The organism is Achromobacter sp. MYb9 (assembly GCF_002975275.1).
GTDB lineage: Bacteria > Pseudomonadota > Gammaproteobacteria > Burkholderiales > Burkholderiaceae_B > Achromobacter.
In genome coordinates, this window is the sequence record NZ_PCOQ01000002.1 from 29,326 (window position 1) to 50,982 (window position 21,657).

23 protein-coding genes are annotated in these 21,657 nt (G+C 66.4%); 4 read left to right on the top strand and 19 right to left on the bottom strand.

Going from position 1 to position 21,657, the window contains the following annotated elements; all coding sequences use genetic code 11:
* Nucleotides 1-7: 7 nt before the first annotated feature.
* The 9 genes from CQ050_RS04360 to CQ050_RS04400 form a co-directional block, all read right to left on the bottom strand.
* A complete protein-coding gene (locus CQ050_RS04360; RefSeq protein WP_105555618.1) occupies nucleotides 8-841 on the bottom strand; it encodes a GyrI-like domain-containing protein in 834 nt (277 codons plus the stop codon).
* A 455-nt stretch (nucleotides 842-1,296) separates the two neighbouring features.
* The gene (locus CQ050_RS04365) at nucleotides 1,297-2,232 is read right to left on the bottom strand and encodes a glyoxylate/hydroxypyruvate reductase A (protein WP_105555619.1); all 936 of its coding nucleotides are present in this window, start codon (nucleotides 2,230-2,232) and stop codon (nucleotides 1,297-1,299) included.
* A 91-nt stretch (nucleotides 2,233-2,323) separates the two neighbouring features.
* Nucleotides 2,324-3,394 (bottom strand): ABC transporter substrate-binding protein, encoded by a 1,071-nt coding sequence (locus CQ050_RS04370; protein ID WP_105555620.1) that lies wholly within the window; start codon nucleotides 3,392-3,394, stop codon nucleotides 2,324-2,326.
* Nucleotides 3,391-4,563 carry an FAD-binding oxidoreductase gene (locus CQ050_RS04375; RefSeq protein WP_105555621.1) on the bottom strand — a complete coding sequence of 391 codons (1,173 nt, stop codon included), beginning with the start codon at nucleotides 4,561-4,563 and terminating at the stop codon, nucleotides 3,391-3,393. The genes CQ050_RS04370 and CQ050_RS04375 overlap by 4 nt, the downstream gene beginning before the upstream one ends.
* A complete protein-coding gene (locus CQ050_RS04380) occupies nucleotides 4,560-5,945 on the bottom strand; it encodes an NAD(P)/FAD-dependent oxidoreductase (protein ID WP_105555622.1) in 1,386 nt (461 codons plus the stop codon). The genes CQ050_RS04375 and CQ050_RS04380 overlap by 4 nt, the downstream gene beginning before the upstream one ends.
* Nucleotides 5,942-6,280 carry a (2Fe-2S)-binding protein gene (locus CQ050_RS04385; protein ID WP_105555623.1) on the bottom strand — a complete coding sequence of 113 codons (339 nt, stop codon included), beginning with the start codon at nucleotides 6,278-6,280 and terminating at the stop codon, nucleotides 5,942-5,944. The genes CQ050_RS04380 and CQ050_RS04385 overlap by 4 nt, the downstream gene beginning before the upstream one ends.
* 34 nt (nucleotides 6,281-6,314) lie before the next feature.
* Nucleotides 6,315-7,109 (bottom strand): ABC transporter permease, encoded by a 795-nt coding sequence (locus CQ050_RS04390; protein WP_105555624.1) that lies wholly within the window; start codon nucleotides 7,107-7,109, stop codon nucleotides 6,315-6,317.
* 18 nt (nucleotides 7,110-7,127) lie between these two features.
* Nucleotides 7,128-8,015 carry an ABC transporter permease gene (locus tag CQ050_RS04395; RefSeq protein WP_105555625.1) on the bottom strand — a complete coding sequence of 296 codons (888 nt, stop codon included), beginning with the start codon at nucleotides 8,013-8,015 and terminating at the stop codon, nucleotides 7,128-7,130.
* Nucleotide 8,016: 1 nt separating this feature from the next.
* A complete protein-coding gene (locus CQ050_RS04400) occupies nucleotides 8,017-9,084 on the bottom strand; it encodes an ABC transporter ATP-binding protein (protein WP_105555964.1) in 1,068 nt (355 codons plus the stop codon).
* A gap of 216 nt (nucleotides 9,085-9,300) precedes the next feature.
* On the opposite strand from CQ050_RS04400, the gene CQ050_RS04405 reads away from it, so the two are divergent.
* On the top strand, nucleotides 9,301-10,143 hold the full coding sequence (locus CQ050_RS04405; RefSeq protein WP_105555626.1) for an IclR family transcriptional regulator: 843 nt from the start codon (nucleotides 9,301-9,303) through the stop codon (nucleotides 10,141-10,143).
* A 71-nt stretch (nucleotides 10,144-10,214) separates the two neighbouring features.
* Here the strand turns inward: CQ050_RS04405 and CQ050_RS04410 are convergent, their stop codons facing one another.
* Both CQ050_RS04410 and CQ050_RS04415 read right to left on the bottom strand, forming a co-directional pair.
* Nucleotides 10,215-11,378 (bottom strand): alpha-hydroxy acid oxidase, encoded by a 1,164-nt coding sequence (locus tag CQ050_RS04410; protein WP_105555627.1) that lies wholly within the window; start codon nucleotides 11,376-11,378, stop codon nucleotides 10,215-10,217.
* Between the two features lie 206 nt (nucleotides 11,379-11,584).
* Nucleotides 11,585-12,481 (bottom strand): phytanoyl-CoA dioxygenase family protein, encoded by an 897-nt coding sequence (locus tag CQ050_RS04415; RefSeq protein ID WP_105555628.1) that lies wholly within the window; start codon nucleotides 12,479-12,481, stop codon nucleotides 11,585-11,587.
* A gap of 163 nt (nucleotides 12,482-12,644) precedes the next feature.
* On the opposite strand from CQ050_RS04415, the gene CQ050_RS04420 reads away from it, so the two are divergent.
* A complete protein-coding gene (locus CQ050_RS04420; protein WP_105555629.1) occupies nucleotides 12,645-12,941 on the top strand; it encodes an acylphosphatase in 297 nt (98 codons plus the stop codon).
* An 85-nt stretch (nucleotides 12,942-13,026) separates the two neighbouring features.
* Here the strand turns inward: CQ050_RS04420 and CQ050_RS04425 are convergent, their stop codons facing one another.
* The 6 genes from CQ050_RS04425 to CQ050_RS04450 all read right to left on the bottom strand — a co-directional run bounded on the left by CQ050_RS04425 (nucleotide 13,027) and on the right by CQ050_RS04450 (nucleotide 18,281).
* Entirely contained in the window at nucleotides 13,027-13,932 is a 906-nt protein-coding gene (locus CQ050_RS04425) for an EamA family transporter (RefSeq protein WP_105555630.1), read from the bottom strand.
* 42 nt (nucleotides 13,933-13,974) lie between these two features.
* On the bottom strand, nucleotides 13,975-15,033 hold the full coding sequence (locus CQ050_RS04430) for a low specificity L-threonine aldolase (protein WP_105555631.1): 1,059 nt from the start codon (nucleotides 15,031-15,033) through the stop codon (nucleotides 13,975-13,977).
* A 5-nt stretch (nucleotides 15,034-15,038) separates the two neighbouring features.
* The gene (locus CQ050_RS04435; RefSeq protein ID WP_105555632.1) at nucleotides 15,039-15,773 is read right to left on the bottom strand and encodes an amino acid ABC transporter ATP-binding protein; all 735 of its coding nucleotides are present in this window, start codon (nucleotides 15,771-15,773) and stop codon (nucleotides 15,039-15,041) included.
* A gap of 63 nt (nucleotides 15,774-15,836) precedes the next feature.
* On the bottom strand, nucleotides 15,837-16,526 hold the full coding sequence (locus tag CQ050_RS04440; protein WP_105555633.1) for an amino acid ABC transporter permease: 690 nt from the start codon (nucleotides 16,524-16,526) through the stop codon (nucleotides 15,837-15,839).
* A gap of 9 nt (nucleotides 16,527-16,535) precedes the next feature.
* Complete coding sequence (locus CQ050_RS04445) at nucleotides 16,536-17,285, bottom strand: amino acid ABC transporter permease (protein ID WP_105555634.1); 750 nt, start codon at nucleotides 17,283-17,285, stop codon at nucleotides 16,536-16,538.
* Nucleotides 17,286-17,369: 84 nt separating this feature from the next.
* Nucleotides 17,370-18,281 carry an amino acid ABC transporter substrate-binding protein gene (locus CQ050_RS04450; RefSeq protein ID WP_105555635.1) on the bottom strand — a complete coding sequence of 304 codons (912 nt, stop codon included), beginning with the start codon at nucleotides 18,279-18,281 and terminating at the stop codon, nucleotides 17,370-17,372.
* Between the two features lie 171 nt (nucleotides 18,282-18,452).
* Here CQ050_RS04450 and CQ050_RS04455 point away from each other — a divergent pair, with 171 nt between their 5' ends.
* Nucleotides 18,453-19,385 (top strand): LysR substrate-binding domain-containing protein, encoded by a 933-nt coding sequence (locus tag CQ050_RS04455; RefSeq protein ID WP_105555636.1) that lies wholly within the window; start codon nucleotides 18,453-18,455, stop codon nucleotides 19,383-19,385.
* Nucleotides 19,386-19,407: 22 nt separating this feature from the next.
* Here CQ050_RS04455 and CQ050_RS04460 read toward each other — a convergent pair whose 3' ends face one another.
* Together CQ050_RS04460 and CQ050_RS04465 are read right to left on the bottom strand one after the other, a co-directional pair.
* The gene (locus CQ050_RS04460; protein ID WP_105555637.1) at nucleotides 19,408-20,076 is read right to left on the bottom strand and encodes a flavin reductase family protein; all 669 of its coding nucleotides are present in this window, start codon (nucleotides 20,074-20,076) and stop codon (nucleotides 19,408-19,410) included.
* 18 nt (nucleotides 20,077-20,094) lie between these two features.
* Nucleotides 20,095-20,583: a VOC family protein gene (locus CQ050_RS04465; protein WP_105555638.1), complete on the bottom strand. Its 489-nt coding sequence runs from the start codon at nucleotides 20,581-20,583 to the stop codon at nucleotides 20,095-20,097.
* Between the two features lie 162 nt (nucleotides 20,584-20,745).
* Here CQ050_RS04465 and CQ050_RS04470 point away from each other — a divergent pair, with 162 nt between their 5' ends.
* Nucleotides 20,746-21,651, top strand: coding sequence for a LysR family transcriptional regulator (locus tag CQ050_RS04470; protein WP_105555965.1), 906 nt, complete (start codon nucleotides 20,746-20,748; stop codon nucleotides 21,649-21,651).
* Nucleotides 21,652-21,657: the final 6 nt, after the last annotated feature.

Here is a 21,657-nt window from a genome sequence, read left to right on the forward strand (position 1 = left end):
TCGGCCGTTATTTCAAGGGCAGGCAGATGCGGGTCTGCAATTGCGCGGGCGGCGTGGTGCGCGGGTCGTTCAGGTACTGCTCGAACATGGGAAAGTCGGCCGGCACCATGCCGCTGGCGGGCAGCCATTCCGAGAACAGCCATTGATAGGGCTGGCTTATTTCGTTGTAGGGGCCGGTGTAGGTCAGGATGGCGCAACGGCCGGGCGGGATCTCGAAGCGCTCCAGTTCGTCGCCCAATTCGGCGTCGGGCGCGACCGGCATGCCGGCAAGCGAGCGCAGCTGGCTTTCGGGCACCTGTTCAGGGTCGTCGAAGTACACCCCGAAGCCGACGGTGGCGGGGTTGGCGATTCCTCGGCCCACGGCCAGCATGAAGGCGCGGCTGAAGGCGGATCCGATATCTTGGTAGCTGCCGCGATGCGGTAACGCGGCCAGCGTGACGCCGGGGAAGTGTTCGATGGCGATGGGGTACATGGCAAGCTCCTGTGTGTCTAGGGGAAGGGAGCGCGCGGCCCGGTAACGGCCCGGCGGAATGCCGAAGACGGCGCCGAATGCCCGATTGAACGCGGCGTCGGATTCATATCCGGCGCGTTGCGCAACGTCTCTCAACGGTGCCTGTGACCCTGCCAGCGCGGCCGCGGCGCGATGCATGCGGATGCGCTGGACGGAGGCGTTGACGGTTTCCCCCATCATGGCGCGGTAGACGCGGTGGAAGTGATAGGGGGACAGACAGGCCAGGTCGGCCAGCCGGTGCAGGTCGGGGTCGGCATCGGGGTGAGCGGCCAGCCAGCGCAGGACGGGGTCCAGGCGTTGGGCGTACAGGGTTCGGGTTTCGGGCTTCATGCTTGCTCCTTGGAGGGCAATGTAGCTTGAAGGGGTTTGCAGATTTTGCGGTTTTTCGTGGGTTTGTTGTCGTTATTTTGGGGCGTGACTGAAGGCGTTCTTTTGACGCCTGGCGTGGCGGTGTCGCGCGGTGCGCGGGTCAACGATTGCGGTCCGGAGCCTTCGCTCCGGACTTCCCCCTTGTCATCTTCGTCGCCGCCTTCGGCGGTTCCTTCAGATTCCCTCGGGCTTATCGACTCCCCGCGCACCGCGCGACACCGCCACGCCAGGCTCGGTCCATGGCAATTTGGCGTCAGCGGGGGTGAACGGTTTGCTTGGGATTCTTGCAAGCGGCGGGGTGGGCGCAAGCGTCTTGCGGGGCCCGCCCCAGGCCGGCCGCGCGGGCGGCCTTTTGGGGCTTACGCAGTGTCTTGCGTTGGGGTGATGCTTGATGTGGCTGGCTGGCGTGTGGGGGGTCAATAGCCGCGCTGCGGGTCGTAGATGTTCGGCAATTCCGCGCCGCGCTCGTTGGCTTCGATCAGCCATGCCGTATGGCGGGCGCGTTCCTTGCGGTCTGGAATCGCGGCGCAGTGCGGCGTGATGATGATGCCGGGATGCGTCCACAACGGGGAGTCCGGGGGTAGCGGTTCTTGCTCGAATACGTCCAGGATCGCCTGGTGCAACTGGCCGCTGTTCAAGGCATCTACGACGTCTTGCGTGACCATATGCGATCCGCGGCCGGCGTTGATCAGGCTGGCGCCGCGGGGAAGTTGCGACAGCGTGGCGGTGTTGAGGATGCCCCGGGTGGCGTCGGTGGCGGGCAATAGGCAGACGAGCAGGTCGGTGCCGGCCAGGAATTCGCCGAACTGGGCCTGGCCAGCGTAAGAGGGCAAGCCTTCCAGCCTGGTGGCGCCCCGCGACCAGCCGGTGACGGGGAAGCCCACGCGGGACAGCAATTCGGCGGCAGCCACGCCAAGGTGGCCCAGGCCCATGATGCCGACGCGCATGTCGGCGGCCACGCGCAGCGAGTCGAAAATCTCCCAGTGCCGACGCGCCTGGTTGTCCACGACTCGCTTGATATCGCGGGTCAGCATCAGCGCGGATGTCAGCACGAACTCGGCCATTTCTGTGCGGGTCCGGGCGGTGACCATGCGGGCGATGGACAGGTGGCGCGGCAGCTGCGGGTCGGCCAGGATGTGGTCGACGCCGGCACCGGCGCTGATGATCAGCTTCAGGCGGGTAAAGGTGGCCAGCCGGCCGGCGTCGGGGGCCCAGACCAGCGCGTAGTCGACGGTGGCGGGATCGACGTCTTCATGCCAGCCCACCACGTCCAGTTCGGGCGCGAAGGCGCGGAACTGCTCGCGCCAGGCGTCGATGGCGGACGGGCCGCCGGAATTGATGATGAGCCGCATGCGGGTCCTTCCATTCTGTGGGCGAGCAGGCCCGAGCTGTGCGCGGCGCGCGCTGGCGGGTTATCCGCTAGCGGCGCGCCGCAAGATCTTATCAACGTTCGACGGTGCGGTTCCAGCGGGCGTTGAACGCGGGCCGGGTCGTGTTGATCTGATCCCAGTCCAGGATCTTGGCGTTCGCCATATAGCCCTGGAAACGCTTGAGCGCCTCGGCGTTGTCCGCCGGTGCCTGGACGTTCTTGTTGGACGGGAAGTGGCCGCCCATTTCCAGCGCCTTCGCCTGCGCGCTGGCCGACAGCAGATACAGCGCCAGTTTTTGCGCCAGTTCGGGTTCGCTGTTCTTGGCGATGACGCATTCGCCTACCATCAGGATCACCGAACCTTCCTTGGGTTGCGCGTATTCCACCGGGATGTCGCGTTTTTTCAAGCGGGCAATCGCCGTGGGCGTCAGCGGGAAGATCGCGGCCTCGTTGGACTGGATCATCTCGGCCAGTTTGGCCGAATTGGGGATGTACTCCAGCACATTCGGGCCGATGGTGTCGGGCCACTTCTTGAAGCCGGGCTCGTAGTTCTTGTCGTCGCCGCCCTGGATGCGGTTGAACATCAGGAAGCCGTGCAGGCCGAAGGTGCTGCCGGAGGCCGACTGGAACACGACCTTGCCCTTGTACTTCGGATCCGCCAGGTCCATCCAGGACGTGGGCGGCGCCCAGCCACGGTCGGCGAACATCTTGGTGTTGTAGCCCAGGCCCGTCATGCCGATGTCGATGCCGGCCGCCATGCGGTCCTTCATCACCGCGGTGGGGTACAGCTCTTTCAGCACGGGATCGTCGTTCAACTGTTCGCACAGGCCCATCGAAATCGCGCGCGCCATGATGCCGTCATCCAGGAACATGACGTGCATCTGCGGCTTGTCCTTGTAGGCCTGCGCCTTGGCCAGCACATCGGTCGAGGTGCCAGGCACCACGACGATCTTGACGTTGTTGGCCTTTTCAAAATCCGGGAACACGTACTGCGTGAACGCGCGTTCCATGTCGCCGCCGTTCATGCCGACGTACAACGTCTTCTGCTGCGCCATGGCGCCCGCGGACAGCAACGCCATCATCGCCGCGCCCAACAGCCACTTCCCCTTGCCGGGGCGCGATGCGCCCTGTTTCTTATCCATCATGGTGACTCCAGCGTTTGCTCACGAACACTCTCAGGCCGGACCGCGGCGCCGTGAGCGGCGACCGAGAACCGTTCAATGCGGAAGGCATCGATAGGAATGGAGGACTGGCCGCGCACGACCAGTTCGGACAGCACCTCGCCCACGGCGGGGCCGATCTGGAAGCCCGCGCCCGACAGCCCGAAGGCGTGCAGCAGGCCAGGCACGGTGGAACTCGGGCCCAGCACCGGGTTGTGATCGGGCATATTGCCTTCCACACCGGTCCAGAATCGGATGACCTGCGCGCCGCGCAGCACCGGTAGCAGCGTCGTGGCGTTGGCCATCAGCGCGCCCAGTCCGGCACGGCCGGGCCGCGCGAAATCGGGGTTCGACGATTCGCCCCGCCCGCCACCGATCACGCAATTGCCGCGCGCCACCTGGCGCGCATAGATGCCACCGCCTTGTATCCCCAAGCTGATGTCCATGAACGCCGGCAGCGGCTCGGTCACCATCATCAGCGGATGGATGGAGGTTTCGGGCACCGGTTCGCCGAAGGCTTCGGCAAACCGGCCGGCCCAGGCGCCCGCGCAATTGAGCAGGAATTTCGAGCGCACCTCCAACCCGTCGTCCGTGCGCAGGATGAAGTGCGATCCATCATGGTCGGCCGACGCCACGCGCACGCCTTCGCGCACGTCCGCCCCCAATGCGCCGGCCGCGCGGCCGAATGCCGGCGACACCAAACGGGGATTTGCGTGGCCGTCTTCCGGGCAGAAGGATCCGCCCGCAACCGCTTGGCCCAGCCAGCCGAAGCGGCGTGCCAAGGTGCGCCGATCCAGCATTTCCAGGTGCATGCCGAAGCCCCGCGTGCGTTCGCGGTAGGCTTCCAGCAGCGCCATATCGGACGCGGTAGCCGCCAGCTTCAAGTGGCCGGAACGCACGTACTCGCCATCGATGCCGATCAGTTCCGGCAACTGGCCCCACAGTTCATGGGCGCGCCGCGTCAACGGCATCTGTTCCAGCCCGCGGCCCTGCCGGCGCACGCCGCCGTAGTTCACGCCACTGGCGCGCGCGCCGCACAGCGCAGCCTCCAGCAGCACCACGGGCACGCCCTGGCGGCGCAAAAACAGCGCCGCGCTGCCGCCCACGATGCCCCCGCCAATGATGGCGACTTCGGTGTCGATGCGCAGCGTCATGACGGCGCCTTTTCTTGCCGTTCCCGGTACACCACGCGCACCGGCACCGGTTTGACGGGCGGCTGGTTGCGCAGGCGCCCGACGTCGGCCGGCGACCGCCCGCAGGCTTGCGCCAGCACTTCGGCCGCGGCCGCGCCGCACATGCGGCCCTGGCAGCGCCCCATGCCCACGCGCGTCAGCGCTTTCAGGCGGTTCATTTCCTGCGCGGCGGTGTCGGTGACGGCCTGGCGCAACGTGCCGGCCGTCACGTCCTCGCAGCGGCAGACGACGGTGTCGTCGGCGATGCCGCGTGCCCAGTCCTCGGGAAAAGGGAATGCGCGTTCCAGCGCCGCGCGCACGCGGCCATTGGCGGCCAACCGCGCTTCCAGCTCGCGGGCGCGCGCCGCGTCGTGCGGATGCCGGCTGTCTTCCAACAGCGCCAGCGCGGCGCGTTCGCCCGCCAGTTCCGCGGCATCGGCCCCGCCAATCGACGCGCCGTCGCCCGCCACATACACCCCCGGCACGCTGCTGCGTCCGGCGGCGTCGCGCCGCGGCACCCAGTTGCGATCCCGCGCGAGGTACTCGAATTCGCAGCCGGCAAGGCTTGCCAACTGGGTTTCGGAACGCAGGGCCAGGCCATACGCCAGCGCGTCGCATTCGACGGTGTGCGTGCGTTCGCCCTGGCGGTAGGTCAGCCCCGTCACGCGGTCCTTGCCTTGCGCCGCCACCGGGCGCACGCCGCTGCGCAGCGGCACGCCGCGCGCGCGCAGCCACGCCATGTAATACAACCCCTTGGCCAGCAAGCCAGGGGCGCGCAGCAAGCCCGGCAGGCCGGCCAGGCGATCGGCAAAACGCGACGTGTCCAGCACCGCGGCCACCTGCGCGCCCGCCTTGGCGTATTGATAGGCCACCAGGTACAGCAGCGGGCCCGTGCCCAGGAAAGCGACGCGCGCGCCGATGGCGCAGCCCTGGTGCTTCAGGGCCACCTGCGAACCGCCCAAGGTATAGACGCCGGGCGTCAACCAGCCGGGAAATGGCAGCACGCGGTCGGTGGCGCCCGTGGCCAGGATCAGGTGCGTGTACGGCACCGCCGTGCTGACGCCGTCCTGCAGAACGTCCAACGTCTTGCCTTCCAGGTTCCACACCAGGCTGCCGGGACGGTAGTCAACCTGCGGCAGCAAGGCGTCCATGGCGCGGTGCACGGCGTCGGCCTTGCGATGCTCGAAGCCATATAGCGCCGATTTCGGCCGTTGAAATCCGGTTGGCGGCTGCCGGTATATCTGGCCACCGGCGCGCGGGGCTTCATCCAGGATCACGGGCCGCAGGCCCTGCGCGACCAGCGCCTGCGCGGCGCGCACGCCGGCCGGTCCGGCGCCGACGATAACGGGCATCACCATGCTCATGGCGCCTCATCCTCCGGCCAGGCAGCGGCCAGCGTGTTGGGGGCTGCGGCGGGCGCCAGCGGCGTGGTCCGCAGGCGCATGCCCGGCGCGATGGAAGTGGAGCACGCGCGCACGCGTGCGCCGTCTTCCAGCTGCATCCAGCAATCCTGGCAGGCGCCCATCATGCAGAAGCCCGCGCGCGGGGCGCCGCCGAACTCCGAATGGCGCACGCAGTCCGCTTGCGTCAGCACGGCGGTCAGCACCGTGTCGCCCGCCAGCGCGGTACAGGCCCGGCCGTCCAACGTGAACGGGACCGCAGGCCGGGCCGTCTCCGCCACGCGTTTCAGTATTGCCATGATGCGGGCGCCTCGCTTGTCGCCCCGGGATTGTTCATTTCTGCCCCACCAGCACGCGGTCCAGGCCATACACGCGGTCCAGCAGCAGCATGGTGACGGCCGTCAGCCCGATCACCAGCGCGGACACGGCCGCCATCATCGGGTCGATGGATTCGGTGGCGTACATGTACATGCGAACAGGCAGCGTGATCGTCGACGGCGCGGTGATGAACACCGACATCGTGAGTTCGTCGAAGCTATTGATGAAAGCCAGCAGCCAGCCGCCCGACACGCCCGGAATGATCAACGGCAGCGTCACCTGGAAGAACACCGTGGCGCGGCTTGCGCCCAGCGACAGCGCGGCATGCTCGATGGACCGGTCAAAGCCCACCAGCGCGCCGATCACCAGCCGCATCACATACGGCGTGATGACCACGACGTGCGCGGCCACCAGCCACGGGAAACTGCCCGCCATGCCCATCAGCGCGAAAAAGCGCAGCAGGGCAACGCCCAGCACCAGATGCGGAATCATCAGTGGCGACAGGAACAGGCCGTTGAGCACGTCGCGCCCCGGAAAGCGGTAGCGGGTGATGGCGATGGCCGCGGGCACCGCCAGGCACACCGCGATGGTGGCCGACAGGAACGCCAGCCACAGGCTGTTCTGGAACGCCTGCATGAAGTTGGGGTGTTCGAACACCGCGCGGAACCAGCGCAACGAAAAGCTTGTGGTGGGCATCGTAAGCGTCGTGTCCGGCGTGAACGCGACCAGGCACACGATAACCAGCGGCGCCAGCACGAACGCCACCACCAGGAAGTTGAACGCCAGCGCGAAAGGGCCATTTTTCTGCATGTTGGATTCCTTGTCGGCCTAGCCCAGGCTGCGGCGGTAGGAGCGTTCCACGACGCGGTTGTACGCCATCATGATGATCACGTTGACCACCAGCAGCACGATCGCGATGGCCGCGCCCAGCGGCCAGTTCAGCTCGGTCAGAAATTCGTCGTACACCACGGTCGCCACCATCTTCAGGCGGCGGCCGCCCAACAACGCGGGAATCGCGAACGAGCTGGCCGACAGGCCGAACACGATCAGGCTGCCCGACAGGATGCCCGGCATCGCCTGCGGCAGCACGATGCGCGTCAGCGTCTGGAAGCGCGACGCGTTCAGCGACAGCGCGGCGTGTTCCACGGTGGGGTCCAGCTTCTGCAGCGACGTCCAGACCGGGATCACCATGAACGGCAACATCACATGCACCAGGCCGATGATGACGGCGGTGGGCGTGTACAGCAGCGGCCCCATCCCCAGGGCGGCGGCCGCGCGGCCGATGGCCCCGCCCGGGCCCAGCAGCATGCTCCAGCCGAAAGCGCGCACCACCAGCGAGATCAGCAATGGCGACAGCACTACCAGCAGGAATATGGACCGCCACGGCTTGCCCATGCGCGACAGGATGTAGGCCTCGGGCGCACCGATCAGCACGCAGATCAGCGTGGTGACGCCGGCGATCCAGAACGTGCGCCAGAAGATCTCCAGAAAATAGCTGTCGGTGACGACCGCCAGATAATGCTCGAAGGTGTGCCCCGGCAAGATGCCCGCGCCGTAGTCGAACGGACGGAAGGACAGCACGAAGGTCAACGCCAGCGGCGTCAGGACCAGCGTCAGGAAGACGATGGCAAGCGGCAGCGAACCCAGAATGGCAAGCAAGCCTTCGTTGCGCGGCTTGGGGCCGGCGGCGGCGCCGGATTGCGTCAGCGTCGCCATGTCAGGCCTCTTCCTGCGCGGGTGCGCGCAGCACGCGCAACACGCCTTCGGCCCAGTCCAGATCGATGGCCTCGCCGTCGTCGTGCGGGCGGCGGCCGTCGTTGGGCGTCAGGACGGTCAGCGCCCCCACCGGCGAATCCAGGTCGTACATCCACTGGCTGCCCAGGAAGTAACGCGTGCTGACGACACAGGACAGCTTGCCCTGGCCCGCCGGCACTGGCACCAGTTTTTCCGGGCGCAGCGACAGCTGCACGCTATCGCCATGACGCAGGCCTTCGCCGTCGACCATGACGCGCAGCGCGCCGGTCTCGATTTCGGCCTGCGCGCCGCAACGCGTGACCCGGCCCGGCAGCAGATTGGTCTTGCCGACGAAGCGCGAGATGAATTCGCTTTGCGGATGCTCGTACATGTGGAAGGGCGCATCCACCTGCGTGGCGCGCCCGTCCTGCATGACCACGACGCGGTCGCTGATGGATAGCGCTTCGGCCTGATCGTGCGTGACCATCACGGTTGTCGTGCCGATCTTCTTCTGGATGCTGCGCAATTCGAACTGCATCTCTTCGCGCAGCTTGGCGTCCAGGTTGGACAGCGGTTCATCCAGCAGCAGCACGGGCGGCCGGATCACCAGCGCGCGCGCCAGCGCCACGCGTTGGCGCTGGCCGCCGGAGAGTTCGCGCGGAAAGCGGTCGGCATGCTTGTCCAGCTTGACCAATGCCAGCGCCTCGCGCACGCGCTCCTGTCGTTCGGCGCGCTCGACGTTGCGCATTTTCAGGCCGAAGGCCACGTTGTCGGTGACGGTCAGGTGGGGAAACAGCGCATAGCTCTGGAACACGATCCCCAGACCGCGCGTGTTGGGCTTGGCGTGCGTGATGTCGCGCCCGTCCAGCGTAATGGTGCCGCGGGTCACGTCGGCAAAGCCGGCGATCATCTGCAGGGTCGTCGTCTTGCCGCAACCGGAGGGCCCCAGCAGCGAAACGAACTCGCCTTGCTCGACCGCCAGGCTCAGATCGGAAACGACGCGCAGGTCGCCGTAGTTCTTCGAGACGTTGTCCAGCCGCAGAAATGACATATTCCAAACCCCGTCGCCCATGGCGGGCTTTGCGCCCCCAAGGCGGGCCGGTTCCCCGGCGCCCTGGCGGCTTATTTGATGGGGCAGTCTAGGTTTCGCCAAAACCTGGGGTCAATTAGGGTTTTCCGAAGAATCGAATTTTTTATTCATTAATTCCATCGAATAGAATTTCCTGATAAAAATACGGCTAGCAATTTTGATTATCGGAACCGAAGAATGAAGAAATCAGAGACAAGCGACGAATCCGGCGGCCAGGGCGTCTTGCAGCGGGCCTTTGCCGTGTTACGCGTGTTGGCCGACGCCAAGGGCGAAAAGCTGCGCCTGACCGACATCGCCGCCCGCACCGGCCAAGCCCAGGCCACGGTGCATCGCGTGCTGCAAGGCCTGATGCAGGAAGGCGTGGTGGAGCAGCCCGCGCAAAGCAAGGGCTATCAGCTCAGCGTGGCGTTCTTCTCGCTGGCGGCCGCCGCCGGCACGCATCAGTCCAGCCTGCGTTCGCTCTACCGGCCGGCCATGCTGCGCCTGTCGGGCATGCTGAACGACACGATTTTCCTGTTGGTGCGCAGCGGGTTCGACGCCGTCTGCGTGGACCGCGTGGACGGCGCGTTTCCGGTGCGCTCGCACACCGGCGACATCGGCGGACGGGTGCCGTTGGGCATGGGCCAGGGCGGCCTGGTGCTGCTGGCCAGCCTGCCGGAAGCCGAGCGCGAAGAGGTCATCCGCTTCAATATCCCCCGGCTGCATCATCTGGGTTTCGTGGACGAAATCTCGATGCGCGTGCGCATCCGGGAATGCCTCGAGCTGCAATACGCACGCAGCCAGGGGCAGGGCGTGTTCCCCAACATCGCGGGGCTGGCGGTGCCGGTCTACGACCCCAACGGCGTAACCGTGGCGGCGCTGAGCGTGGCCGCGCCCATCGAACGCATCAGTGACGAACGGCTGCCGCTGATCGTGGAAATGCTGCGCCGCGAAGCCGACGCCGTCGGCGCGCAGATCAACCCCTTCGACCCGGCACTGCGCCGCCCCAGCCAGTACCTGGGCGCGGGAAACGCCGGCTGACGACACGGCGCCGCAAAACAAAACGGCCTGGGCATCCCATGCCCAGGCCGTTGCGCGTTACTCGCGGCAGGTCAGGTCGGGTACGTACCCGGCAACAGGATGCTGCGGTCGCCCGGTTCGATGTTGCGGCGGCCACACAGCGCCATCGTCGTATCCATTTCCTTGTATAGCAGTTCCAGCACGCGGGTCACGCCCGCCTGGCCGTAAGCGCCCAGGCCGTACAGGAAGGCGCGGCCGATCATCGTGCCGCGCGCGCCCAGCGCCACGGCCTTCAGGATGTCCTGGCCCGAACGGATGCCGCCGTCCATCCAGACTTCGATCTTCGAGCCCACCGCATCGGCGATGGACGGCAGCGCCGCGATCGATGACATGGCGCCGTCCAGCTGGCGGCCGCCGTGGTTGCTGACGATCAGCGCATCGGCGCCGCTATTGGCCGCCAGTTGCGCATCTTCGGCATCCAGGATGCCCTTGATGATCAGCTTGCCGCCCCAACGCTGCTTGATCCATTCCACGTCGTCCCAGCTCAGGCGCGGGTCGAACTGTTCGGCCGTCCACGACGACAGCGAGGACAGATCGCTGACGCCTTTGGCGTGGCCCACGATGTTGCCGAAGGTACGGCGCTTGGTGCCCAGCATGCCCATGCACCAGCGCGGCTTGGTGGCCAGGTTGATCAGGTTGCGCAGCGTGGGCTTGGGGGGCGTCGACAGGCCGTTCTTGATGTCCTTATGGCGCTGGCCCAGGATCTGCAAGTCCAGCGTCAGCACCAGCGCGGTGCAGCCCGCGGCCTTGGCCCGGTCGATCAGGTTGGCCACGAACTCGCGATCGCGCATCACGTAAAGCTGGAACCAGAACGGCTTCCTGGTGGCCTCGGCCACATCTTCCAGCGAGCAGATGCTCATCGTGGACAAGGTGAACGGCACGCCGAAATCCGCCGCGGCCTTGGCCGCCAGGATCTCCCCGTCCGCATGCTGCATGCCCGTCAGGCCGGTGGGCGAGATCGCCAGCGGCATCACGACATCATGGCCCGCCATGGTGGTACGCAGCGACCGGCCTTCCATGTTCACCGCCACGCGCTGGCGCAGCTTGATCTTCTGGAAATCGCTTTCATTGGCGCGGTACGTGCCTTCGGTCCAGGCGCCGGAGTCGGCGTAGTCGTAGAACATGCGCGGCACGCGCTTTTGCGCAACGGCGCGCAAATCTTCGATGCAGGTGATCGTAGAAAGGTTAGCGGTCATGGGAGGTCTGAGGAGTGATAGAGGTGCGCCAGCTGCGTTTCGTTTTTCTGGAGTCTGGTGCCGCCGGCTGCGGCGGCTTCGCCACTGCGCAGGGGCGGCAACGCCCCGCGGCGCCGCTCAGTATACGCGCCGAGGCCGGCAAGCGTCGCTTGCCGGCCTCGTTCGCCCCCCTCGGACTGGAGCTCTGCGGCCCCTGCCCACCCAAGCTATCTTGGCCAGACCTTGCTGACCGCCCGAATCGTGGCCCAAGCCACCCAGCGCGGACTGGTCAGCCGGGCGCCAGGCAGCCGCCGCATCACATCGACGGCCAGGCCGCCGCGCTTATGCCATTGCTTCTTGCGGGTCTGGCTGTCGGTCCAGCGGCCTTCCAACCACGGGAATTCACGCCGGCCCGGTTTGTAGACGGGCGGCGTGTTGTAGATCAGGATGTAGGCCAGCCGCGGCGACGGCGACGTATTGGGGCCGGTGAAGTGCAGCGTGCGGGCATCGTGCACGGTGATGCCGCCCGGGTCCAGCGGTTCTGGCACGGCCTGGTCGCGGGAAAAATCGCCGCAGCATTCCAGCGGGTGCAGGGTCTTGTCGCCGCCGGGCGAACGGTGCTCCAGCACATCCCATTTGTTCGACCCCGGAATGAACTGCATGCACCCGTTCTCGATGGTCGCAGGCTGCAGAGCCAGCCAGATGCTCAATTCGTTGTAGATGAAGTCGGGCGACCGGAAGGCCTCGTCCTGGTGCCACGGCGTTTCAGGACCGTGCGGCCCGGGCTTGAGCAGCGCGTGTTCGCCGTACAGCGCGGCGTCGTCGCCCAGCAGTTGCCGCGCCAGATCCAGCGTGCGCTCGTGATACGCCGTCTTCAGCAGACCGGGGGCATAATGGCGCGGATCATGCAGGCTGGGAAACTTGGCCGGCTTGGAGGGATCGTCGCGGCTCACGAAATCGTACTGCGCACCCTCGTTGTAGCCGGTCTTGTTCGCGAACAGGTCCAGCAGCGTCCGGCGGATGTACCCGACCTCGTCCTGCGGGCACATGTCCTTCAGGGCCAGGTACCCCTGGTCCCTGTAGCGCGCTGTCTCTGCTTCCGACAACAAACTGGTCTCTTCCATAATGGCTTCTCCAAGCTCTGGTAGCGGGCGTTCCCGTTGGCACGTTTTGACATGTGCTCTAACGTATCGCTTCGATGCCCACCGGGCCTATAGACCATCCGCCGTAGCCATAACCGCCTACGCTCATCGCGTCGGGCGGCGCATCATCCGAAGGAAAATATCCATGCAAGCCCCTCGCTCCGACACCCATATCGAAACCGTCCTCGTCACCGTCAGCGGCACGGTCCAAGGCGTGGGGTACCGCCACGCCACCGTGCGCCGCGCCCACTTGCTGGGCGTGACGGGATGGGTGCAGAACCTGCTGGACGGCACGGTCGAAGCCCTGGTGCAGGGGTCGCCCGACCAGGTGGATCACATGCTGGAATGGTTGCGGCGCGGCCCGCCGGGCGCCACCGTGCAGGAAATCACCACGCGCCGGGAATACACCGACAAGCGTTACATTCGTTTCGAACAGGTGTAGGCGAAGCGGTGGGCATAGGCGGCGCCGCCTCGCGCCGTCTCGGCGCAATGGCGTAATCCCATCGGTCTAGCGGTCAGCCGTAAGGTCAGCGGGTGCGCATCCAGCGCCCGCCCACCTGGTTGATGACCAAACCGGCCAGCACGCAGGCCGCCCCTATCCATTGCAGCGGCTGCAGACGCTCGCCAAAGGCCATGGACGCGGCCCACAAGCCCACCACGGGCACCAGCAGCGAAAACGGGGCGATCTTGGCTGCGGGGTGGCGCGTCAGCAACTGCGTCCACAAGGTGTAGGCCACCAGCGTCGCCAATACCGCCAGGTACAACACCGACAGCGCCTCACCCCAGCCAATGCCCGTCACCATGCCCACCACGGGTTCCCAGCCGTCGATCAGCACGGCCAGCAGCAGGAACGGCAGCACCGGCGCGGCGCTGCTCCAGGCGATGAAGGCAAAGGGGTCGTACCCGGGCGATTTACGGCTGGCCAGCCGCACGATCATGTTGGACACCGCCCACATGAACGCGCCGCCCAACGTCAGCGCAAAACCCAGCATCGTCATCTGGCCGGGCCCTTCACCGCGGCCGCCGGCGATCACCGCCAGGCCCGCCGCGGCCACCCCCAGCCCGATCCAGTGATGGCGACGGGCGCGCTCGCCAAGCACGGGCGCGGCCAGCAGCAAGGTGAAGAACGCCTGCGTCTGGATGACCAGCGAGGCCATGCCCGCGGGCATGCCGAACTTCAGCGCGGTGAACAACAGGCCGAATTGTCCCAGCCCCTGCACCAGCCCGTAGGCCGCGATCCAGTGCCACGGCAGCTGCGGCCGGCGCACGAAGAGAATCAGGGGAAAGGCCGCCAGCGCAAACCGCAGCGCGCCCAGCATCATGGGGGACAAGCCCCGCATGCCGACCTTCATGACAACAAAATTAAGGCCCCAGATGACCACGACCGCCAGTGCGCAGAAATAGTCTTTTCGGGTTAGGTGGGTCGTGGACATCTATGCATTATCGCATCGCCGGCCCCTGTCGGCGGTGCGATTTCACTGCTTTTCCAGCACCCTCGCGAACGCCTGCACGGCGATGTCGATGTCTTCGTCATCGATATGGCGATGGGTCACGCAGCGCAGGCGCGTGCGGCCCCACGGCCGGGTCAGCAGGCCTTGCGCCTGCAGCGCGGTCACCCATTCGGCATTGGTCATGCCGGTTCCCGCCGTCTCGACCTGCACGATGTTGGTCTGCGGCACGGTGGCCGACAGCGCAGGCGCCAGGCCGTTGATGCCGTCGCTCAAGCGGCGCGCGCGGGCATGGTCTTCGACCAGCCGTCCGGTCATCGACTGCACGCCCTCCAGCCCGGCCGCCGCCATGATGCCCGACTGCCGCTGGGTGCCGCCCAGCATGCGGCGCAAGGTTCGCGCGCGCGACATCACCGCCTTGCTGCCCGTCAGGACCGCGCCCACGGGCGCGCTCAGGCCCTTGGACAGGCACAGCGACACCGTGTCGGCGAATTGTGTGATTTCGGCGGCCGGCACGTCCAGCGCCACGGCCGCGTTGAACAGGCGCGCACCGTCCAGGTGCACCGGGATGCCGGCGGCGTGGGCCATGCCGTACACCGTGCGCATGTGGTCCAGCGGCAGAACCGCGCCCCCGGCATTGTTGTGCGAGGTCTCCATGGCCACCAGCGAGGTCTTCAGGCGGTGGCCGCCGGACAGCAGCGCGTCGTCCAGCCGGTTCAGGTCCATCGCGCCGTCGGTGCCGGACACGCCTTGGTAGAACAGGCCGGTGAAGGTGGCGGCGCCGCGCTCGGACGTGAACATGTGGGCGGACGACTCCAGCACGACTTGCTCGTTGCGCTGCGTCTGGGACAGCACGGCCAGCAGGTTGGCCATGGTGCAACTGGGCACGAACAGTCCGGCCTCCTTGCCCAGGCGCGCCGCCACGTGGGCTTCCAGCGCGCGCACCGTGGGGTCGCCGTCCAGGCCGTCATCGCCGATCGGCGCGGTGCGCATGCGCTCGTACATGGCTGCGGTGGGGTGGGTGACCGTATCGCTGCGCAGGTCGACGGGGGCGCTGGGAAGGTCGGCGGGGGTCCGCTGGGTCATGGCTTTCAGTGCTGCAGAATTTTGGAAAGAAACTGGCGCGTGCGCGGGGCACGCTCCTCTACATTGCCGAAGAATGCGTCTTTCGCGCAATCCTCCACAATCTTGCCGCCGTCCATGAAGACCACACGGTCGGCGACGCGGCGGGCGAATCCCATTTCATGGGTCACCACCATCATCGTCATGCCTTCGCCGGCCAGGTCCGTCATCACGTCCAGCACCTCGTTGACCATCTCAGGGTCCAACGCCGAGGTCGGCTCGTCGAACAACATCACCACCGGATCCATCGACAGCGCGCGCGCGATCGCGACACGCTGCTGCTGGCCGCCCGACAATTCACCGGGGTGCTTGTCCTTGTGCGCGGACAGGCCCACGCGCTCCAGCAGCGACAGCGCCCGGGCGCGGGCCTCGTCCTTGCTACGGCGCAGCACCTTCACCTGGCCCAGGCACAGGTTTTCGGTTACCGACAAATGCGGGAACAGCTCGAAATGCTGGAACACCATGCCGGCCACCGAGCGCAGCTTGGGCAGGTTGGTGCGCGGATCGCCCACCGAAATGCCGTTGACCGTGATGTCGCCCTTCTGGAAAGGTTCCAGCGCGTTCACGGTCTTGATCAGGGTCGACTTGCCGGAGCCCGACGGCCCGCAGACGACCACGACCTCGCCTTTGCCGACTTTCGTCGTGCATTCATCCAGCACCTGGAAAGCGCCATACCACTTGCTGACCTGGTTGATCTCGATCATCGGAGGCGTCGAAGAGAGTTGCATCGTAGAACCTGTGGATAACGGATAGCGGTGCCGGGGCGCTCAGCGCAACACCCGGGTGCGCTTTTCCAGCAGCTTGACCAGACGGGATGCCGTGAAGCAGATCACGAAATACACCACCGCCACGAAGAGATAGAGTTCCACCAGGCGGCCGTCGCGCTGGCCGATCTTGGACGCCGCGCCCAGGAAGTCCGTCAACGACAGCACGTAGACCAGCGACGTGTCCTGGAACAGGATGATCACGCGCGTCAACAGCGCCGGCACCATGTTGCGGAAGGCCTGCGGCAGCACCACGTAGCGCATGCCCTGCCAGGGCGAGAGGCCGATCGCCATGCTGGCCGACACCTGGCCGCGCGCGATCGACTGGATGCCCGCGCGCATGATTTCGCAGAAGTACGCGGCTTCGAACATGGTGAAGGTAATCACCGCGGAATTGAACGCCCCCACGCGCAGCGGCGTGGGCGACCCGACCACCCAGGCGGCGATGTACGGCACCAGGAAATAGAACCAGAAGATCACCAACAGCAGCGGGATCGACCGCATCACGTTCACATAGATGCCCGCAGGCACCGACAGGATCTTGAAGCGCGACAGCCGCATCATGGCCAGCAGCGTGCCCAGCGCCAGGCCCATCACCGCAGCCAGCGCGGTCAGCGTCAGGGTGAACGTCATGCCCGTCTGGAACAGATAGGGCAGGGCGGTCCAGATCACATCGAAATCGAATTTACCCATGGCGCCCCCCTAGCGGCTCTTTCCGGTCGAACCGATCAGCCCGGGAACCGCGACGTGGTGCTCAAGCAGGCGCATGCCCAGCACGACGATGCCATTGATGATCAGGTAGATCACCGTGGCGGCGGAGAACGCCTCGAAAATATGGAAGCTGAATTCCTGCATGGAGCGCGCCTGGCCGGTCAGTTCCAACAGGCCGATCGTCAGGGCCACCGACGAATACTTGATGGTGCCCATGAATTCCGACGTCAGCGGCGGCAGCACGATGCGGAACGCCTCGGGCAGGATGATGTAGCGGTACACCTGCACCTCGGTCAGCCCCAGCGCGGTGCCCGCCTGGAACTGGCCGCGCGGCAACGACTGGATGCCCGCGCGCAATTGCTCGGCCACCCGCGCCGACCCGTAAAAACCCAGACACAGCACGGCAGGCACGAACTGCCCCCAGGGCTGCGGCATCTGCTTCATCGCCAGGCCCCAGGCATGCGGCAACAGTTCGGGCAGCACGAAATACCACAGGAACATCTGAACCAGCAGCGGCACGTTGCGGAAGATCTCCACATACGTCGCGCCCAGCACGTTCATCAGGCGGGACTGCGCCGTGCGCATCACGCCCAGCCAAGACCCCAGCAGCAGCGAAAACACCCACGCCGTCAATGCCAGCGCCAGCGTCCAGCCCACGCCGATCAGGATCGTTTCCAGGAAGGTATGCACGCCGTCCGGCGACATCTCCAGGAAGACGCTCCAACTCCAGTTGTAATTCATGCCTGTGCCCTAGATCGGCGCCGGCCGCGGCGCCTTGCCCCAAAACCGCCGCGGGACGCGCGTGGCGTCCCGCGGATAACCTGCTTACTCGTATGCCTTGGGGTCGCCCGAATCGGTCGGGTTGGCCAGCGCGCGCTTCAGGGCGTCGCTCATCGGATACTTCAGGTTGATCTGCTTGGGCGGGATAGGCGAATTGAAGTACTTGTCGTAGATCGCGGCCACTTTGCCCGTCTTGATCAGGTCACGCACGGCGTCGTCCACCACCTTCTTGAAGGCCGGGTCGTCCTTGGGCTCCATGATGCCGTAGGGAGCCATTTCCAGGCCCTTCTTGCCGATCACGAACGCGTCCGGATTCTTCGAGGACGCCACGGCGCCATAGGCAATGCCATCGTCATTGGCCGAACCGGCGGCGCGGCCCGATTCCACCATCAGGATGGTCTCGGCGGTATCCTTCGTGGGCGCCATGGTGATGCCCAGGCTGCCCTTGGCGTTCAGGCCCGAAATCAGGCGGAAGGTCTGGCCGCCGGCCTGGGCCGCGATGGTCTTGCCGCGGAACGATTCCAGGTTGTTGGGGTCCACGCCGCCGTCCTTGCGCGCCACCAGCACCACCTGCGCCACGAAGGTCGTGGGCGCGAACGACACCAGCTTGTGGCGGTCCAGGTTGTTGGTGGTGTTGCCGCATTCCAGATCGATGGTGCCGTTGGCCAACAGCGGGATGCGCGTGGCCGAGGTCGTCGGGTTGTAGCGCACGTCCAGCTTGGGCAGCTTCAGCGCCGTCTTCACGTACTGGGCGACTTCCTGGCAGATCTCCACGGTGTAACCGACCGGCTTCTGGTTGCCGTCCAGGTACGCGAAGGGGACCGAGGTCTCAGGATGGCCGAGGGTGATCACGCCGGTTTCCCGGATCTTGTCCAGGCGGCTGGGGCCTTCGGCGTGAACGGTGGCGGCGCTGCCCAGCAGGGCGGCGGCGACGGAGATCGCGGCAAATGCTTTCATCTGATTCCCTTGGCGCCGTGCGTGCGGCGCGTGTTTGTATTCACGATCGGCGGCGCCAGAAAGTTTGGCGTCCGCCGCGTCCCGCGATGAGCCCCGCGGCTGGCAAAAAGTATCAACTAGCAGTATGGTTTTATCCAGTTCCAATCAGGTATTCCTCTATACGGATTTGATATGGCCATTCCACGGATGGGCTTAAGACACATCGAGGCCTTCCGAGCCGTCATGATGACCGGCTCGATGACGGCCGCGGCGCGGCGCGTGCATACCTCGCAGCCGCACGTTAGCCGCTTAATAGCGCAATTGGAAGCGATCACCCAGTTTCCCCTGTTCGACCGCAACGGCAGCCGTCTGAGCCCCACGCAGGACGGATCGCGCTTCTTCCAGGAGGTCGAAAAGACCTTCATCGGCCTGGCCGGTCTGGAGTCGGCGGCGGCCAGCATCCGCTCGTTCAGCGCCAGCCGGTTGAGCGTGGCCGCCATGCCGCGGTTGGCCGGCGGCATCCTGGCGCGCATCGTCGCGGCCTTCAAGACGGAGTACCCGGACGTGATGGTGTCCATTCACTCCGGCAACGCCAGCGCGGTGCACAACTGGATCAGTTCGGGGTTCTGCGACACGGGGCTGGCCATGCTGTCGGGCGACAGCCCCGGCATCCAGGTCGAACCGGTGCTGACGATGAGCTGCGTGGCGGTCTTGCCCAAAGGGCACCGCCTGACCAAGCTGAAAAAGCTGAAACCCGCTGACTTTGCTGGCGAGCCGTTCATCGCCTTCCCCAGCGCCACGCCGCTGCGCGAGAAGATCGACGCCGTCTTCAAGGCCGCCAAGGTGGAACGGCAGACGGTGGCCGAAGCCGGACTGGGTTCGTCGGTATGCGCGCTGGTGGGCGCCGGCCTGGGCGTGGCCCTGATCAACCCGCTGGCCGCCCGCGAAGAATACGAAGCCAACGGCGTCGAGGTCCGCCCCTTCAGCCCGTCGGTGCCGGTCACGGTGGCGCTGCTGTACCCGCCGTACCATACCCGCACGCGCCTGGTCAGCGTGTTCTCGCGCTATGCGCACCAGCTGATGAACGAAGAGATGGCCGACCTGAAGGCGCGGCCGCCGCGCTGAATAGCGGGCGGCGCGCGCCGCCTTATATCAGCGGCTGCTCCAGATAACGGTCCGCCTCGCCCGACCGCTTCAAGGCCTCCCACTGGGCCAGGCTCATCTGCGGCATCTGGAAGGCCGGCTGCGGGCGGCTGTACCAGCCCGGGTTATGCAGGCGGGCCAGCAAGTCCATTTTCGGGCCGTCCAGGTACAGGTGTTCCCGGTCGGCCACCAGGTCATCCTGCACGTGCATCGCCACCACGTCGGCCACCACCAGGCTGCGCCCGTCGATGCGCAGCAATTCATGCACCCGGCACTCGAACGCCACGGGCGACTGCATCACCCGCGGCACGCCGATGCGCTCGGACGGCGACAGCACCAGGCCGGCCTCGACCGATTCGTCCACGCCGGCGGGAAAATCCACCGCCGTGACATTCATTCTGGCCGCCAGGCGCACCGACACCAGATTGACGGTGAACTCGCCGCGCTCGGCGATGTTGCGGGCGGTGTCCTTGGGCGCGCCATCGCGCATCCCGATGCCCACGCAAATCAGCGGCGGGTCGCCCGACATCAGGTTGAAGAACGAGAAGGGCGCCACGTTCGTCGCCCCCCGCCCATCGCGCGACACGATCCAGGCGATGGGGCGCGGCACGATCGCCGCGGTCAGCAGCTTGTAGCGGGTGGGGCCCGCCAGCGCATTCAAATCGATGAACATGGCTTATCCCCAGCCGCGTCAGTCTTGCGGCGCGGTTTGCGCCGGCGCCGCGCCCGCCGCCGCCTTCGCATCGGCAAACAGGCGGTCGCTGCGTTTGCAGCGGCAACGGCCGATCTGGTGCAATTCAATCAGGTTGCCCACCGGGTCGCGCAAAAACAGCTGCATCAATTCGGGGGCCGCCACGTTGTCCAGCTTCCAGTAGTCCACCGCCTGCCGCCGAAGCTCGGCCTCGGCCTCGGCGATATCCCGCACGGCCAGCGCCACGTGGTTTTCCACCGGATCGCAGCCCGGCCCTTGGGAATAGGGCGACGGGCCGTCGCTGCCCAGCAGATGGATCTGGCAATCGTTGCCCATGTCCAGGAAGTACCCCGCAATGCCCGGGATCTCCCAGCGGCCTTTATCCGTATCCAGCCCCAGCACGTTTCCATAAAACGCGCCCATCTCCGCCACTTTGGCAAGCGGCATGCGCACCGCATGATGGTGCAACTCCAGAACGTCCAGCGCCATGTCTCTCTCCTTGGTTCTCTGGCTGGCGCCCACGCGCCGCCAAGGGCGCAATAGTGGCGCTGCCGGACGGCCTGAGGAATGCCGTATCGTGCAATTCACGATTGCGCGCCACGCAACCCAAATGCCGCTATCCGGCGGGGCAGGCACGCTATGCTTGGCGGCATGACTACGCCAGACCTCAACTTGCTGCTGACGCTGGACGTGTTGATCCAGGAAGGCAGCGTCGCCGGCGCGGCGCGCCGCCTCAACCTCAGCACGCCGGCCATGAGCCGCACCCTGGCGCGTATCCGCGAAGCCGTGGGCGACCCTGTGCTGGTGCGATCGGGCCGGGGGCTTGCGCCCACGCCGCGCGCGCTGGAACTACGTGATCAGGTACGCAGCGTGGTGGAACAGGCGCAAACGGTGTTCTCGGCATTCAGCCAGGACGTCAACCTGGGCACGCTGACGCGTATCTTCACCCTGCGGTCCAACGACGTATTCGTGGGGGCTTATGGCGGCCGGCTGCGCGAACACCTGCGCCGCTACGCTCCCCACACCGTGCTGCGCTTCCTGTCGGAAGCCGAAGACGACGGCGATGCCCTGACCGGCGACGCCGACCTGTACATTGGTTCGTCGCAGAAATTCGGGGCCGACATCAAAGTGCAGACGCTGTTCACCACGTCCTTTCGTGGCCTGGCCCGCGCGGACCACGCCATTTTCCAAGGCGACATCACGCCGCAGCGCTTCGTCGCCTACGACCACATCAGCGTGTCGCGGCGCGGCCGCGCGCAAGGCCCCATCGATCTGGCGCTGGGCGATCTGGGCCTGTCCCGGCGCGTCGCGCTGATCACCCCTACCTTCCATGCCGCCATCTTCGCCCTGGCCGATTCCGACATGATCCTGCCATCCATGCCGCAGCATCTGATGCCGGGCATCGAACGCCTGGGGCTGGCCTTGCGCAGCTTCGCCGTGCCGGTCCCGATGGCGCCCGTCCGGGTGGTGCAGGCGTGGCCGCCCCGACTGGACAGCGACCCCGCGCACCGATGGCTAAGGCAGACGATCAAGCAGGTATGCGACGCCGGGGCTTGACCCAGC